The sequence below is a fragment of the Pseudomonas sp. M5A4_2d genome (assembly GCF_053345295.1).
Window position 1 is genome coordinate 279,459 of the sequence record NZ_JBKEZW010000002.1, and the last position, 14,810, is coordinate 294,268.

Genomic DNA, 14,810 nt, shown 5'->3' on the forward strand with positions numbered 1-14,810 from the left:
TGGGAGCGCCCTGTTAACAGGCGTGCCCAACGTGAAAGGTCACCGTGCGCTGCCAACGATTGCCCGTGTTGAACCAGTTCAGATGTAAAAAGGTATCGGCGAAAACATCAAGCAAGCGCTTGTCGATCACATCGTTTTCACCGTCTCGATTCATGTCCCCTGAGCACAGCACATCGACCTGCCCATTGGCACTGACATCCACGGCAATGGCCTCGTGCAGCATTTCGTCAGACCCACCGGGCTGTTGGCGGAAAAAATTCAGCACGACAGTATCGGCCTTACCGTTCCTGGCACGGTCTTGGGCCGCCACTTTCAAATAGCGCATCGATGTTGTTCCTTTAAATCAATGAAACACTCACTCTAGAAAGGGTATCGATTCGCCTCTAGCCGACACGTCCTGGCTTGCCGTAAGAACCCAGCGAACTCGCTGAAAGCCGTAGCGGCTTGCAGTGCGAGCGGGCACAACGAGGTTTAAATAGTGCAGCCCCCTGTCTTGATGAATTCACTCAACAGTAAACTTAGGGCCTGCCATAAACCTGGGCATGCCGTCCGGTCTATGCCAGTTGAATTTCAAGTAAATATCGGCAAGTTTCTGAACTAACGCCTTGTCGACATCATTGATCACGCCGTCGTTATTTATATCGAAGTGAATATTCCACTCCAGCGCACCGTCATTATCAAAATCATAAGCGGCGTTCCACATCACCAAGGTCTTCTTGGTGGTAATGCCCGTCTCCTCGTACAGCTGTAAGCGGACGGTATCAGGCGTGCCATCTTTATAAAAGTCCTCGGAATAGACGTGCATAAAACGCGTTGTATCCGCCCCGCAGTTAAACCAGTTAAGTTTCAAATACGTGCTGCCGAACGCGTTCAATAATTCGCGATCACGTTCATTCTCCACGCCGTCGTGGTTGACGTCTCCCAAACGAAAATCAATATGCCCGTCCTCGATGAAGTCGAACGCGAAGGCACTGTTAACGATGACCTCTCGGTGGTCGGCAACCGCCTCGCAAAATCGCAACAAGACCGTATCCGGCTTGCCACTGCCAAAACTGTCTTGAGCAACCACCTTTAAATACCGCATGGGTCAGCTCCTTGACCGCGCTTACTCAGCCCGGCATCAGCCTTGTCATACCACTTGAACGCCAGGAAAACAGTGCACATCGACCGGATCAGCTCCTTGTCGGCATTATTCGCAATACCGTCTTTGTTCACATCGGTTCGAGTAAAGGACTCCAGCACCCCATTACCATCGCCGTCGTAGCCCGCAGCCTGAAAAATGAGCGTGGGTTTTCGAACAGGGCTTACCCGGTCGAAAAACCCCAACTCGACCGCATTAGGCGCACCTGCCGGGGTGTAATGTGCGACTTTCAGCACCAATACACGCTGTGAGTGTTCACCTTTGTTAAACCAGCACAACTTTAGAAACGTACCGGCGAACGCTTTGAGCAACAATGTGTCGGCAACCGTGCTGTTGCTATCATCGTTGTTGCCCCCAGAGAACTGAAAGTCTGTGATGCCATCGGCGTTCATATCGACTGCCACGGCTTCGTGTATCAGGTCATCCGGCTGGTTGGAACTGCGCTCGTAAAAATGCATCAAGACCGTATCGGCTTTGCCATTTCCACTGCGGTCTTGAGCGAAGGCTTTTAAATAACGCATGGGGTTTTCCTAAAAAAGAATAGGCCTTTACGCTAACGCAAGACTTGCCTCCCCTCCAGCTCACACCGTCTACGCCGAACGTAAGAAAGTGCAACAACGGTTGCCCCTTAACGCCAGTTAAACTTCATATACGATTCAACCATGCACTGCAGGGCCTCTCGATCCACTGTGTCGAACAGGTCAGGAGAGAGCGCCTCCTCGTCCAGCTCTATATCGCCCCTGCCGCTGGCGTCATCCGCGATGAGGCTTAGCACCAGTTTCTCTTTCTTGATCATCGGTTTCTCGTTTTGATACAGATCCAATCGGACTTCCACAGGATTGGCCGCAGCATCGAAGCGACTCACAAAGATGTTGATCGAACGGTTCGGCATTGAGGGGCGGCTTAACCAACTCAGCTTCAATACACTGTTAGCAAAGCGCTGGAGCAGTTCCCTGTCCTTCAGGCCCGAGAAACCATTGCCATCAATGTCTCCCGTGATTTGATAATCGACCAACCCATCAGCCGACACATCAACGGCTGTCGCCTTACGCACCAACTCATCCGGCAACTTTGGATTTCGTTGAAAAAAGAGAAGCTCCACGGTATCCGCCTGTGCATTGGAACTCTGGTCCTTCACGACAACTTTCAAATAACGCATCAGTCCTGCTCCCTTGTTCAGAGGGAGCACCTTACTGAGTCCCGCAACATTGATTCCAGATGCGGCGTCTCTCTCTTCAGTGAGAATCGCGCCTATCTCATGAAGGAAACTCAAGCAGGCGTTTTGCCTTGACCTTTAACATCTCAAGATCCACCACTGGCCGGTGCATTTGCTTGGCCTGCTCATCCCAGTGACGCATGCGCAAACTCACGGAGCAGAGCGGGTCTTGTTCAAACGCCAGGGCTTCTTCGGCGCTCATCATGCCGCCCTGGTACCCCAACGTGCGGCGACTGGCTTCGCTCAAGCGGGCGTAATAGTCCGGCTGGCTGAAGGTCAGATAGCGCTTGGCTTGCACGTGGTATTCCACCAGTTTGACCAGGCGCTCACTGAAGCCTGCGCGGCGCAAGTAATCCGCGCCCAGCCGCTCATGACTGACCACCCCATAACCGCCCATGTTTTCGCCACCCTGGCCGCACAGGTGCCCGATATCGTGGAAGAACGCCGCCAGCACCACTTCATCATCAAACCCCTCGGCCATCGCCTGTTGCGCGGCTTGGGACATATGTTCGAGCTGCGACACCGGTTCGCCGATGTAATCCGCCGTGCCGTGCTGCTCGTACACGCCAAAGACTTCGGTAATCGCCTGTTCCGGGGTCATCATGCCGCCCCCCACAGGGTTGTGATATTTCGCTCGGCCATCGCCGGCCCCACGCTCATGCCCACGCCGGTGTGCATCAGTGCCGCGCTCACGCCGGGTGCCGCACGCAGGAATGAAAACGGGGCGGGCCCGCGTGAGCCGTAAACACCTTGCCAGCGCTCCACTACTTGCACCTTGCAGCCCAACGTTTGCTCGGCCAACTCGATCAGCCAGTCATCGACCTGCTCGGCGTTGAACGGCGACGCATCGCTGCCGTAGTCATGGGAGTCGCCGATAATCAGCTCGCCATGGGGCGTCGGGCTGATCAGCAGATGAATGCCGTGTTCATGCAAGTGTGGTGCTTCACGCAGGATCTGCGCCTGCACCGGCGCGGCTTCGGGCAGGTCGGCGAAGGCGCCGTAATGCACGCAACTCAAGCCTGTGAGCAACGCGTGTTGCAGGTTGAGGTTGGTCGCAGGCCGGGCACGCAGCATTTGCAGGCGGCAAATACTCGGGTTGAGTTCGGCGATCGGTTCCGCCAGCAAGGTTTGGTAGTCGTGGCCGGAGCACACAATGACCTGCTCGCCGCGAAAGCTGCCGGCCGTGGTGTGCACGTGGCCGGGCTCAACGTCGCGCACCAGGGTGGAGAAATGAAACTCCACGCTCAATTGCTGGCTCAGGTAGTTGATCAGCGCCGGAATCGCCTCGCGGGAATACAGCTGCTGATCGTCTTTACCATGCAGCGCTGCGCGGTGATGACGGAACTGACCGCCATATAGATCCTTCATCGCCGCGCCTTGCAGCAGCTCGACGTTGTAGCCGTGTTCCTGGGCGCGACCGGCGCGGAATGCTTCCAACAGATGCTCTTCGGCTTCGGTGCGGGCAAACAGGTACGAGCCGTTGCGCTTGAGCTGCACACCCGCCACTTGTGCCCATTGCGCCCAGATATCGCGACTTTCACGGGCCAGGTCGAGCATCGGCCCCGGTGGTTGGCCGGTGACCAGCGCCTGGCCGAAGTTACGCACCGAAGCGCCCAACGGCGTAGCGCTGCGCTCGAACACCTTGACCTTGAGGCCGCGCCTGGCGGCCGCATAAGCGTGGGACAGGCCGAGGATGCCGGCGCCGATGATCAGCAGATCGCTGTGTTGTGTCATAGAGTGAAGTCCTGAATTTGGGACCGCTATCGCAGGCAAGCCAGCTCCCACATTGGAATGCATTCCAACTGTGGGAGTTGGCTTGCCTGCGACAGGGCCATCAGCCCTAACGAAAACCTTACTGACCCGCCACCTTCTCCGACTTGCCGTCATAGCGCTTGCGCCATTCGGTCAGGATGCTGTCGCGGTTTTTAGAGGCCCAGGCGAAGTCGTTCTTGATCAGGCGTTGCTCGTAGTCAGCGGGCAATTCGGTCTGCGGCTTGGCGATACCAGGCTGGGCGAGGACAGCGAAGTTGTCTTTGTACAGGTCCATCGCCGCAGTGCTGGCGGAGAAGTCAGCGAGCTTTTTAGCCGCCTCGGCGTGAGCGGTGCCCTTGATCACGGCCGTCGCTTCAATGTCCCAGCCCAGGCCTTCCTTGGGCAGGATGATATCCAGCGGCGCGCCCTGGCGTTTCAGTTGGACGGCCGGGTATTCGAAGGAAATGCCAATCGGGAATTCACCGGAAGCCGCCAGCTTGCACGGCTTGGACCCGGAGTGAACGTACTGACCGATGTTCTGGTGCAGGTCGTCCATGTACTGCCAGCCCTGTTTCTCGCCAAAGGTCTGCAGCCAGGCACTCACGTCCAGGAAGCCGGTGCCGGACGACGCCGGGTTCGGCATCACGATCTTGCCCTTGTACTCAGGCTTGGTCAGGTCTTGCCAGCTCACCGGCTTGGTCAGGCCTTGCTTCTCGGCTTCGACAGTGTTGAAGCAGATGGTCGCAGCCCACACGTCCATGCCGACCCAGGCCGGTGGGTTGGCGGCGTCGCGGTAGTGCTTACCGATCTTGTCCAAATCCTTGGGCGCGTAGTTAGCCAGCATGCCTTGCTGGTCGAGGATCGCCAGGCTCGACGCGGCCAGGCCCCACACCACGTCGGCTTGCGGGCGATCTTTCTCGGCCAGCAGCTTGGCGGTGATGATGCCGGTGGAGTCGCGTACCCATTTGATCTCGACGTCCGGGTTGGCCTTTTCGAAAGCCTGTTTATAGGTCTTCAACTGCTCGGCTTCGAGGGCCGTGTACACCGTCAACTCGGTTTTGGCGGCAAAGGCATTCAGGCTGAATGCGCTGAGTAGAGCAGCGGCCAGAGCCAGGGGCTTGAACATGGAACACCTCCTTCAGGGATTATTGGCCGGGCGCGGTCTGACGCCAGGCTTGGGAACGGCGCAATGCGCCACGTGAAGCCCACGCCAGCAGCAGCGAGACGCTGCCTGAGGTGAACAGGATCAGGGTGGACATGGCCGCAGCGCCGCCCACGTTGCCGGCATCGTCCATGTTCAATACGGCGACGGCGGCAAGAAGGGTGTCGGGGCTGTAGAGGAAGATCGCGGCGGACACGGTGGTCATCGCCGACACAAACAGGTAGCGCACGATGTCCAGCAACGCCGGCAGGCAGATCGGTACGGTGACGCGCAAATAGTGGCGGTACAGCGGCGCCTTGAGCGACAGCGCGGCGGCTTCAAACTCGGCGTCCAGCTGACGCAGCGCCGTGGTCGCGGTCATCTGTGCAGTGGTCAAATAGTGCGCAATGGTGCACACCACCAGCAGGGTCATGGTTCCGTAGAACACATGCAGCGGGTTGCCGTTGAGGTTGAAAAAGAACACGTAGCCCAGGCCGAGCACCAGGCCCGGCACGGCCATCGGCACAAAGCTGAGCATGCGCAGCACCAAGTTCAGGCCTTTCTGGCCCTTGGTCTTTTCCATCAGGTAGGCGCCGGTGAAGATCAACACGCTACCGATCAGCGCCGTGCACAGGGCCAGGGTCAGGCTGTTGCGATAGGCCAGCCAACCGCCACCGGCCGTGTCTTCGAATTGGTAGTGGTTGAGCGACAGCGACAGGTTGTACGGCCAGAACTTCACCAGTGAGGAATACACCGCCATGCCGAACACCAGCAGCAACACGGCGCAGATCAGCAGCACAATGGCCAGGTAGCACCCATCGCGCTGCGGCGATGGCGCTGGTTGGAACACCTGGGCACGGCCACTCATGGAGTCGCCATGACGACGGCGCAACCAGGCGTCGACCCCAAAGCTGAACAGCGCCGGCAGCAGCAATACCATGCCGATCAAAGCACCGCGACCGAACTGCTGCTGGCCGACCACCGCTTTGTAGGCCTCCAGCGCCAGCACCTGATAATCGCCGCCGACCACCACGGGCACGCCGAAGTCGGTGATGGTCAGGGTGAATACCAGGCAAAACGCAGCGAATACGGCCTGGCGCGTGGCCGGCCAGGTGATGCTGCGAAACGCCCGGGCAGGACTTGCGCCCATACTTGACGCCGCGTCGAACAAACGCGCATCTGCCAGCGAGAGTGCCGACAGCAGAATCATCAAAGCGTGTGGGAAGGTGTAGATCACTTCGCCGAGAACAATGCCCCAGAAACCGTAGATATTCTCCGAAAGCAGCCCGCGCAATATGCCCTGGTTGCCGAACAGATACACCAGCGCAATCCCCGGCAGCATGGACGGCGCCATCAGCGGCAGCAGTGATATGCCACGCCAGATGGCCTTGCCGGGGATCAGCGTGCGCTGCAATGCGTAAGCAAACAGGTAGGCCAACGGTACGACGATGGCCGCCACGCTGAGGGAAACCTTCAAGCTATTGCCCAGCAGCCAGTGGAAGTTGTCGCTGGTGACCAGCTCGCGCGCCGCGACCCACCCACCGCCCTGCCCGGCTTCACTGCTGAAGCCACGCCAGAAGATCGCCAGTAATGGCATCAGTACCGCCACGCCCAACAGGCACAACCAGAGCACTTTGCCGCCGAGCACAAAAATGCGGTCGCCCAGTTCGGCGCGGGAAACCTGACGAGCCAGGTTGTCGGGTATCGGCAGCGTCATATCAGCGGCCATCTCAGGCAAACACCTGCAGGCTGCGTGGCGGCAAGGCCACCCAGATGTCCTGGACGCCGAGGCGCGGCATGGCTTCGGGGGCCAGTTCGGCCAGCAACGGGTGGCCAGGCAATTGTTCCAGTTCAAAGCTCATGCGGCAGCGGTTACCGAGAAAGGTGATCTCGCGGACCTTCGCCGGGAACAGGTTTTCTTCATGTACCGGCGGGTTCACGCTGATGGCTTCCGGGCGACAGAACAAGCGGCCGGACTTGGCCTTGCTGGCGTTATCGTCCAGGCGCATGTTCATACCGCCGACCTGGGCATGGCTGTCGCTGTTGCGACTGAACGGCAGCCAGTTGCCCTGGCCGACGAACTCTGCCACGAACGGCGTGGCCGGTCGGTCGTAGATTTCCTGGGGCGTGGCGTATTGCTCGACCTTGCCGTTGTTCATCACGGCGATGCGGTCGGCCATCAACATGGCTTCGTCCTGGTTATGGGTGACCATCAGGGTGGTGATCCCCAGGCGCCGTTGCAGTTGGCGCAACTCGGTGCACAAGTGCTCGCGGACACGGGCGTCGAGCGCCGACATCGGTTCGTCCAACAGCAGCAAGGAGGGTGCTGGCGCCAGGGCACGGGCCAGGGCGACGCGTTGTTGTTGGCCGCCAGATAGTTGGCCGGGGTATTTCTTTTCGCTGCCCAGCAGGCCAACCAGCTCGAGCATCTGGCCGACACGCTTGCGCACTTCATCGCGGCCGCTGCCGGTGAGGCCGTAGCCGATATTCGCTTCGACGGTCAGGTTGGGAAACAGCGCGTAGGACTGGAACAATATCCCATAGTCCCGCGCCTGAGGTGGCAGCAAGGAAACATCCCGTTGGCCAAGGTAAAGCTCGCCGCTGTCCTGGCGTTCCAGACCGGCGATGCAACGCAGCAAAGTGGTCTTGCCGCAACCGGACGGGCCCAGCAGGCACACCAGCTCACCGGCCGCGACGTCCAGCGACACATTGTCCAGCGCAGTAAAGGCGCCGAAGCGTTTCTGGATACCGCGCACCTTCATCGGCGCACCGGGGTTGGTCAGGGCTGTGTTCATGGAGGCACCTCATCAAACTGATGAAGGCCATGCTAGGGAGACAATGCGTCCTTGGTGTGGCAGGAAGGCAAAAGGGAGTGATAGTGGTATTGGTGGATTTGTGTAGGACTTGAGGAATGAGTTGTCTGGGAGGACGCCATCGCGGGCAAGCCCGCTCCACATTTTGACCGCATTCTCATGTTGGAACTCGGTCGAAGGTGGGAGCTGGCTTGCCTGCGATGGCGATCCAAAGGCCACCAAACCTATTTCAGAGCGGCGACATTTCCTGCGCCAACCCGAGAAACGCAGCAGGCAGGCGAGCCCCTTTTCTTTCCTTGAGGCAGTACAAATACTCAGGAATCTGCGGCGCATTCTCGATGGTCAGCACGCGCAACTGCGGGTCATGGGGCACTTCCTGGCGGGCGATGATACTGATACCGATATTGCGCAGCACGGCCTCGCGAATCGACTCACGGCTGCCGATTTCCAGCAGTGGTCCGTAACTCACACCCGCGCCTTGTAACATTTCTTCGGTCAACCTGCGCGTGGTGGAACCCGCCTCACGCATCAACAGCGTGTGCCCGGCCAACGCACTGAGCGGTACATGATCGAGGGTGGCCAGAGGGTGATTGCGATGCACCGCCAGCACCAAAGGATCGGTGCCGAGTACGCGACGGATCAGACGAGGGTCTTCCAGCAGTTGCGAGGATGCGGCGACATCGACGCGGTAATCATCCAACGCTTCGAGCACCTGCTGGGAGTTGCCGATTTCCACCGACACCTCCACGTGGGGCAGGCGCTCACGAAAGGCTTTGACCAGGTCGAGAATGTAATACGGCGCTGTCGCGGCAATCCTCAAGGCACCCTGGACCTGGCCGCTGTTGCGCAGGAAAAACTCGATATCGGCTTCCTGCTGCAACAGCGTCTTGACCATTGGCAGCAGCCGCGCACCTTCATCGCTGACGGTGAGGCGGCGGCCGCCTCGGTAGAACAGTTCAACGCCGTATTGGCTTTCCAGGTTACGAATCTGGGTGGTGACGGTGGGCTGGCTCAGGCCGAGTTTTTTCGCCGCCTGGGTAATGCTGCCCAGGCGGGCGACCATAAAAAACGCCTTCAACTCGGCACTCAGCACGCCACCCTCTCATCGTCTATTTGCGCAACAGGCGCAGGCCATTGAACACTACCAGCAGGCTCACGCCCATGTCGGCGAACACCGCCATCCACATGGTGGCCATGCCGAGGAAAGTGACCGCGAGGAAGATCGCCTTGATCACCAACGCCAGGGCGATGTTCTGCTTGAGGATACTCGACGTTTGCCTGGAGAGCCGAATGAAAGCCGGGATCTTGCGCAAATCATCGTCCATCAGCGCCACGTCAGCGGTTTCAATCGCGGTGTCGGTGCCGGCTGCGACCATGGCAAAACCGATCTCGGCGCGCGCCAGGGCCGGGGCGTCGTTGATGCCGTCACCGACCATGCCCACCCGGCGGCCCTGGCCGTAGAGGGTTTCGATGGCTTGCAGTTTGTCGGTGGGCAGCAGGTCGCCCTGGGCCTGGTCGATGCCGACCTGAGCCGCAATCGCCTGGGCGGTGTGGGTGTTGTCGCCGGTGAGCATCAAGGTCTTGATGCCCAGTTCGTGCAACTGCTGGATGGCTTCGCGGCTGCTGTCTTTGACGGTGTCGGCCACGGCGAACAGCGCCAGCGGGCCGGATTTGTCGAGCAACAGCACCACCGACTTGCCTTGTTTTTCCAAGGCGAAGAGCTTTTCTTCCAGCTCAGGCGAGCACAGGCCCAAGTCTTCCACCAGGCGATGGTTGCCCAGGTGGTAGGTTTCGCCGTTGATGTCGCCGCGTACACCGCGACCGGCCAGGGCCTCAAAGTTATCCACAACGTGGCTCGGCAGGTTTTTATCCACAGCTGCGTTGGCAATCGCCAGCGACACCGGGTGGTCGGAACGCCCGGCCAAGCTGGCCGCCAGCGCCGGTGCGCTGTCTGCGACATTGGGGAACAGCGGCACATAGTCGGTTTGCACCGGTTTACCGTGGGTAATGGTGCCGGTCTTGTCGAGGGCCAGGTAATCGAGCTTGTAACCGCCTTCCAGGTACACGCCACCCTTGATCAGGATGCCTTTGCGCGCCGCCGCCGCCAGGCCGCTGACGATGGTCACCGGGGTGGAGATCACCAAGGCGCAAGGGCAGGCAACCACCAGCAGGACCAGCGCGCGATAGATCCAGTCGAACCAGACGCCAGCCATGAACAGCGGTGGAATCACCGCCACGCCCAAGGCAAACAGGAACACTGCCGGGGTGTAGACCTTGGCGAAGCTGTCGACAAAACGCTGGGTCGGTGCCCGCGCGCCTTGGGCTTGCTCGACGGCGTGAATGATGCGCGCCAGGGTGGAATTGTTCGCCGCCGCGGTGACCTTGTACTCCAGGGAACCGGCTTGGTTGATGGTGCCGGCGAAGACTTTATCGCCCACAGTCTTTTCAATCGGCAGGCTTTCACCGGTGATCGGTGCCTGGTCGATGGTGGATTGGCCGGCGGTGACTTCGCCGTCCAGGCCAATGCGCTCGCCGGGCTTTACTCGTACGATGGCGCCAAGATCGATGCTTTTGACCTCTTGTTCCAACCATGAGCCGTCAGCCTGTTGCACCGTGGCCTGTTCCGGGGTCATCTGCATCAAGCCGCTGATGGCATTGCGCGCACGGTCCAGGGACTTGGCTTCGATCAACTCGGCCACCGTAAACAGGAACATCACCATCGCTGCTTCAGGCCACTGACCGATCAGGATCGCGCCCGTCACCGCGATGCTCATCAGCGCGTTGATGTTCAAGTTAAGGTTTTTAAGCGCGATCCAGCCCTTTTTGTAGGTGGTGAGGCCGCCGCTGAGGATCGACACCAACGCCACCAAAGCAATCACCCAGGTCGGTGCAACACCAGTGAAATGCAGCACCTCGGCACCCAACGCGCCGACACCGGAGACTGCAAGCGGCCACCAGTGTTTCTTGGCCGGCGGCGCAGCGGCCGGGGTGCCCTCTTCAATAGGATCGGCTTGCATACCGAGGGACTTGATGGCATCGATGATCGGCGCCGTGCTCGGCAAGTCATGGGTGACGCCGAGAATGCGGTTGATCAGGTTGAATTCCAGCTGCTGCACACCCGCGAGCTTGCCCAGTTTGTTCTGGATCAGCGTCTGCTCGGTAGGGCAGTCCATGGCTTCGATGCGAAAGGTGCTCAGGCGCGAGCCGGCGGTCAGCGCTTCGCTCAGCGTCACCACGGCAGGCGCGGCCTTGCTTGCACAGCAGGAGTCGCCATGGCTGGCGTGGTCGTGCTTTTTGACGGGCGTCAGTTTGGCGCCGTGATCGTGGTCATGATCGTGCTTATGATCATGATCATGCGGGTGATCGTGCTTTTTGGGGGTGTGGATGGAGTCGCTCATTTCGTCGCGTCCGTAAGGTGCCTGTTGCCAAGTAAAGACCCTGTAGCCACTATAGGGTCAAGCACCCATTTGGAGATTGCTGCGATGAAGATCGGCGAATTGGCCAAACTGACCGACTGTCAGGTGGAAACCATCCGGTATTACGAGAAAGAAGGCCTGCTGCCGCCGCCGGCGCGCACCGACGCCAATTACCGCGTGTACACCCAGGCGCACACCGAACGGCTGATCTTTATCCGCAATTGCCGCAGCCTGGACATGACGCTCGAGGAAATCCGCAGCCTGCTGGGGCTACGCGACAGCCCACGGGACCAGTGCGAAAGCGTGAATGCGTTGATTGACGAGCATATCCACCACGTAAAGGCACGGATCGATGGGCTGCTCGCATTGCAGGTGCAATTGCTGGACCTGCGCCAACGATGCGGCGGTGGGCCGGATCTGGATCAGTGCGGGATTTTGCAGCGGCTGGAAGTCAGCGGGAGTGTGGCGGCCAGCGAGGCTGAGCCTTCGCATGTGGGCAGAAGCCACGGGCACTGAATCAAGTCAACACGGATCAAATGTGGGAGCGGGCTTGCTCGCGAATGCGGTAGATCAGTCGATATTTCCAGCGACTGACACACCGTTTTCGCGAGCAAGCCCGCTCCCACAGTAATCAGATAGCCACGTCGGCCTTGATGCTCGGGTCGGCGTCGTAGCCAACAATTTCAAAGTCTTCAAACTTGTAGTCATAGATCGACGCAGGTTTGCGCTTGATCACCAGTTCCGGCAGCTTTTTCGGCGTACGTGCCAGCTGGGTGCGGATCTGTTCCATGTGGTTGCTGTAAGCATGGGTGTCGCCGGTGGTGACGATGATCTCGTGAGGGATCAAGTCGCATTGCTGGGCCAGCATGTGGGTCAGCAAGGCCAACGCGGCCGTGTTGTACGGCAGGCCGAGGAAGACGTCGGAACTGCGGATATACAACTGCATCGACAGATGACCGTCATGCACGAACGCCTGGTAAAGCAGGTGGCACGGCGGCAAGGCTTGCTTGCCGTTGCGCGCGTTTTCCTGCGGGCTCTTGGTTTCGTCCGGCAGGTACTCGACATTCCAGCCATGAAACAGGATGCGGCGGCTGTTCGGGTTGGTTTTGAGGGTGTGAACCATGTAGTCGATCTGGTTGATCTTGCCGCCGTCCTTGGTCGGCCAGGCGGTCCACTGCTCGCCGTACACCGGGCCCAGGTCGCCGTCTTCGGTGGCCCACTCGTCCCAGATTTTCACGCCATTTTCGTTGAGCCATTTGATGTTGGTGTTGCCGCTCAACATCCAGATCAACTCGTTGGCGATACTTTTGAAATGAAGCTTCTTGGTGGTCAGCAGCGGGAAGCCGTCGGCCAAGTTATGCCGATACTGACGGGCAAATACGGCTTTGGTGCCGGTGCCGGTGCGATCGCCCTTGGTCAATCCATTGGTCACGACGTCGTTCAGTAGTTCGAGATATTGCTTCATGTTATTACCCGTATCGTTGAAGCCGAGGAGGCTCATCCTTCACGGAAGAGCCTCGGCATTCGAATTTAAAGCGTGGCGTTCTTGATAGGCTGCGGACGGTTGTAAGCCCACCACAGCAGGCCCAGGCCCGCCAGGATCATCGGTATGCTGAGGATCTGGCCCATGGTCAGCCAGCCCCACGCCAGGTAGCCCAGTTGTGCATCCGGCACGCGCACGAACTCGACGATGAAACGGAAGATCCCGTAGAACAACGCGAACATCCCCGACACGGCCATGGTTGGACGTGGCTTGCGCGAGAAGATGTACAGAATGAGGAACAGTGCCACACCTTCCAGGGCGAACTGGTAGAGCTGCGACGGGTGGCGCGGCAATTGCGCCGGGTCGCTGAACGGCGGGAACACCATGGCCCACGGCACGTCGCTCGGCTTGCCCCACAACTCGGCGTTGATGAAGTTACCGATACGCCCGGCGCCCAGGCCAATCGGCACGAACGGCGCGACGAAGTCCATCAGCTGGAAGAATGACTTGCCGTTGCGACGACCGAACCACCAGGCAGCGATCATTACGCCGACAAAGCCGCCGTGGAATGCCATGCCGCCCTTCCACACTTCGAAAATCAGCGTCGGGTTGGCGATGTAGGCCGGCAGATCGTAGAACAGCACATACCCGAGGCGTCCGCCGACAATCACCCCCATCGACATCCAGAACACCATGTCGGAGAGTTTCTCCTTGGTCCAGGTGGGGTCGAAACGGTTCAGGCGCCGGGAAGCCAGCAGCCAGGCACCGCCGATGCCGATCAGGTACATCAACCCGTACCAGTGGATTTTCAGCGGACCGATGGCCAAGGCCACCGGGTCGATCTGCGGGTAAGGCAGCATTGCGACTCCTCGTTAAATCATTAGTCATGGCGCACCGGACCATGCCGGTGTGCGATTAAGCCTGCGTTATAGCCGCAATTTCAAATTAAGAAGTTCGCACACACGGAACAGCCTGGCATGTTAACGGATGGAAGGCGTGCGACCCAACTTCGATACGATGGAACGCCCGCCCTTGTGTGGGTAGAGTGGGCAAAACACAAAGGAAACGCCTTATGTGCCTGATCGTTTTCGCCTGGCGGCCGGGCCACGCCCAGCCGCTGATCGTCGCGGCCAACCGTGATGAATTCTACGCCCGGCCCAGTCTGCCGCTGGGCCAATGGCCCGATGCGCCTGACATCTATGCCGGCCGCGACCAGGAAGCGGGTGGCACTTGGCTTGGGGTCAACGCCGACGGGCGTTTTGCCGCCCTGACCAATATCCGCGATCCGCACCAGCCACCGGCGCGTACGTCGCGCGGAGAGTTGGTGGCACGTTTTTTAAGCGGTTCGCTGCCCATTGATCAGTATTTGACCGACGTTAACGGCCGTTCGATTGAATATGCCGGTTTTAATCTATTGGTGGGCACACGCGATGAGCTGTGGCATTACAACGCCAATGAGACCGAACCGACGCAGTTGAAGGCGGGGGTTTATGGCTTATCCAATGCCGGGCTGGATACGCCGTGGCCGAAGTTGATCAAGGCCAAGGCGGCGCTGAGTGAGTTGCTGGAGAACCCCGACCCGCAAGCCTTGCTGGGGATATTGAGCGACCCGCAGACCGCGCCGTTTGCCGACTTGCCGGATACCGGCGTGGGGTTGGCGACGGAGAGTTTGTTGTCGAGCGTGTTTATCGCCAGCCCCAGTTATGGGACGCGGGCAAGTACGGCGTTGATTGTGAATGCCGACGGCACGCGGCGGATGGTGGAGCGCAGTTTCGGGCCACATGGTGGCCGGCTGGGCGAGGTAGAACTCAATATTTGATGGCGCTTGGCGCTGACGCCATCGCAGGC

15 protein-coding genes are annotated in these 14,810 nt (G+C 59.5%); 2 read left to right on the forward strand and 13 right to left on the reverse strand.

The window, feature by feature from the left end; all coding sequences use genetic code 11:
- Window positions 1-13: 13 nt before the first annotated feature.
- The 11 genes from ACLBW8_RS08250 to ACLBW8_RS08300 form a co-directional block, all read right to left on the reverse strand.
- The gene (locus ACLBW8_RS08250; protein WP_447805137.1) at window positions 14-325 is read right to left on the reverse strand and encodes a hypothetical protein; all 312 of its coding nucleotides are present in this window, start codon (window positions 323-325) and stop codon (window positions 14-16) included.
- 177 nt (window positions 326-502) lie between these two features.
- On the reverse strand, window positions 503-1,084 hold the full coding sequence (locus ACLBW8_RS08255; RefSeq protein WP_447805138.1) for a hypothetical protein: 582 nt from the start codon (window positions 1,082-1,084) through the stop codon (window positions 503-505).
- Entirely contained in the window at window positions 1,072-1,662 is a 591-nt protein-coding gene (locus tag ACLBW8_RS08260; RefSeq protein WP_447805139.1) for a hypothetical protein, read from the reverse strand. The genes ACLBW8_RS08255 and ACLBW8_RS08260 overlap by 13 nt, the downstream gene beginning before the upstream one ends.
- A 107-nt stretch (window positions 1,663-1,769) precedes the next feature.
- Entirely contained in the window at window positions 1,770-2,300 is a 531-nt protein-coding gene (locus ACLBW8_RS08265; RefSeq protein ID WP_447805140.1) for a hypothetical protein, read from the reverse strand.
- Between the two features lie 97 nt (window positions 2,301-2,397).
- On the reverse strand, window positions 2,398-2,958 hold the full coding sequence (locus ACLBW8_RS08270; protein WP_447805316.1) for a phosphonate degradation HD-domain oxygenase: 561 nt from the start codon (window positions 2,956-2,958) through the stop codon (window positions 2,398-2,400).
- On the reverse strand, window positions 2,958-4,091 hold the full coding sequence (locus ACLBW8_RS08275) for a TIGR03364 family FAD-dependent oxidoreductase (protein WP_447805141.1): 1,134 nt from the start codon (window positions 4,089-4,091) through the stop codon (window positions 2,958-2,960). Before ACLBW8_RS08275 ends, ACLBW8_RS08270 begins: the two co-directional genes overlap by 1 nt.
- A 118-nt stretch (window positions 4,092-4,209) precedes the next feature.
- Complete coding sequence (locus tag ACLBW8_RS08280) at window positions 4,210-5,235, reverse strand: putative 2-aminoethylphosphonate ABC transporter substrate-binding protein (RefSeq protein WP_064454580.1); 1,026 nt, start codon at window positions 5,233-5,235, stop codon at window positions 4,210-4,212.
- A 19-nt stretch (window positions 5,236-5,254) separates the two neighbouring features.
- Window positions 5,255-6,979 carry a putative 2-aminoethylphosphonate ABC transporter permease subunit gene (locus ACLBW8_RS08285; RefSeq protein ID WP_447805142.1) on the reverse strand — a complete coding sequence of 575 codons (1,725 nt, stop codon included), beginning with the start codon at window positions 6,977-6,979 and terminating at the stop codon, window positions 5,255-5,257.
- A 1-nt stretch (window position 6,980) separates the two neighbouring features.
- Window positions 6,981-8,045, reverse strand: a complete 1,065-nt coding sequence (locus tag ACLBW8_RS08290) for a putative 2-aminoethylphosphonate ABC transporter ATP-binding protein (protein WP_064454582.1) — start codon at window positions 8,043-8,045, stop codon at window positions 6,981-6,983.
- Window positions 8,046-8,292: 247 nt separating this feature from the next.
- Entirely contained in the window at window positions 8,293-9,156 is an 864-nt protein-coding gene (locus ACLBW8_RS08295) for a LysR family transcriptional regulator (RefSeq protein WP_064454583.1), read from the reverse strand.
- 16 nt (window positions 9,157-9,172) lie between these two features.
- Window positions 9,173-11,461, reverse strand: coding sequence for a heavy metal translocating P-type ATPase (locus ACLBW8_RS08300; protein WP_447805143.1), 2,289 nt, complete (start codon window positions 11,459-11,461; stop codon window positions 9,173-9,175).
- 84 nt (window positions 11,462-11,545) lie between these two features.
- Between ACLBW8_RS08300 and cadR the strand changes: the two genes are divergently transcribed.
- Window positions 11,546-11,995 (forward strand): Cd(II)/Pb(II)-responsive transcriptional regulator, encoded by a 450-nt coding sequence (gene cadR, locus ACLBW8_RS08305; protein WP_064454585.1) that lies wholly within the window; start codon window positions 11,546-11,548, stop codon window positions 11,993-11,995.
- A 115-nt stretch (window positions 11,996-12,110) separates the two neighbouring features.
- Here cadR and ACLBW8_RS08310 read toward each other — a convergent pair whose 3' ends face one another.
- Window positions 12,111-12,944, reverse strand: a complete 834-nt coding sequence (locus tag ACLBW8_RS08310; protein ID WP_053258517.1) for a thymidylate synthase — start codon at window positions 12,942-12,944, stop codon at window positions 12,111-12,113.
- 65 nt (window positions 12,945-13,009) lie between these two features.
- On the reverse strand, window positions 13,010-13,822 hold the full coding sequence (lgt, locus tag ACLBW8_RS08315) for a prolipoprotein diacylglyceryl transferase (protein WP_447805144.1): 813 nt from the start codon (window positions 13,820-13,822) through the stop codon (window positions 13,010-13,012).
- 212 nt (window positions 13,823-14,034) lie between these two features.
- On the opposite strand from lgt, the gene ACLBW8_RS08320 reads away from it, so the two are divergent.
- A complete protein-coding gene (locus ACLBW8_RS08320) occupies window positions 14,035-14,781 on the forward strand; it encodes an NRDE family protein (protein ID WP_447805145.1) in 747 nt (248 codons plus the stop codon).
- Window positions 14,782-14,810 lie beyond the last annotated feature (29 nt).

Excerpts from the sequence above, each read along its gene's own strand:
- ACLBW8_RS08260 (WP_447805139.1), bottom strand. The coding sequence starts at position 1,662 with ATGCGTTATTTAAAAGCCTTCGCTCAAGACCGCAGTGGAAATGGCAAA.
- ACLBW8_RS08290 (WP_064454582.1), bottom strand. The coding sequence starts at position 8,045 with ATGAACACAGCCCTGACCAACCCCGGTGCGCCGATGAAGGTGCGCGGT.
- ACLBW8_RS08265 (WP_447805140.1), bottom strand. The coding sequence starts at position 2,300 with ATGCGTTATTTGAAAGTTGTCGTGAAGGACCAGAGTTCCAATGCACAG.
- ACLBW8_RS08310 (WP_053258517.1), bottom strand. The coding sequence starts at position 12,944 with ATGAAGCAATATCTCGAACTACTGAACGACGTCGTGACCAATGGATTG.
- ACLBW8_RS08300 (WP_447805143.1), bottom strand. The coding sequence starts at position 11,461 with ATGAGCGACTCCATCCACACCCCCAAAAAGCACGATCACCCGCATGAT.
- cadR (WP_064454585.1), top strand. The coding sequence starts at position 11,546 with ATGAAGATCGGCGAATTGGCCAAACTGACCGACTGTCAGGTGGAAACC.
- ACLBW8_RS08270 (WP_447805316.1), bottom strand. The coding sequence starts at position 2,958 with ATGACCCCGGAACAGGCGATTACCGAAGTCTTTGGCGTGTACGAGCAG.
- ACLBW8_RS08320 (WP_447805145.1), top strand. The coding sequence starts at position 14,035 with ATGTGCCTGATCGTTTTCGCCTGGCGGCCGGGCCACGCCCAGCCGCTG.
- ACLBW8_RS08285 (WP_447805142.1), bottom strand. The coding sequence starts at position 6,979 with ATGGCCGCTGATATGACGCTGCCGATACCCGACAACCTGGCTCGTCAG.
- ACLBW8_RS08280 (WP_064454580.1), bottom strand. The coding sequence starts at position 5,235 with ATGTTCAAGCCCCTGGCTCTGGCCGCTGCTCTACTCAGCGCATTCAGC.
- ACLBW8_RS08275 (WP_447805141.1), bottom strand. The coding sequence starts at position 4,091 with ATGACACAACACAGCGATCTGCTGATCATCGGCGCCGGCATCCTCGGC.
- lgt (WP_447805144.1), bottom strand. The coding sequence starts at position 13,822 with ATGCTGCCTTACCCGCAGATCGACCCGGTGGCCTTGGCCATCGGTCCG.
- ACLBW8_RS08250 (WP_447805137.1), bottom strand. The coding sequence starts at position 325 with ATGCGCTATTTGAAAGTGGCGGCCCAAGACCGTGCCAGGAACGGTAAG.
- ACLBW8_RS08255 (WP_447805138.1), bottom strand. The coding sequence starts at position 1,084 with ATGCGGTATTTAAAGGTGGTTGCTCAAGACAGTTTTGGCAGTGGCAAG.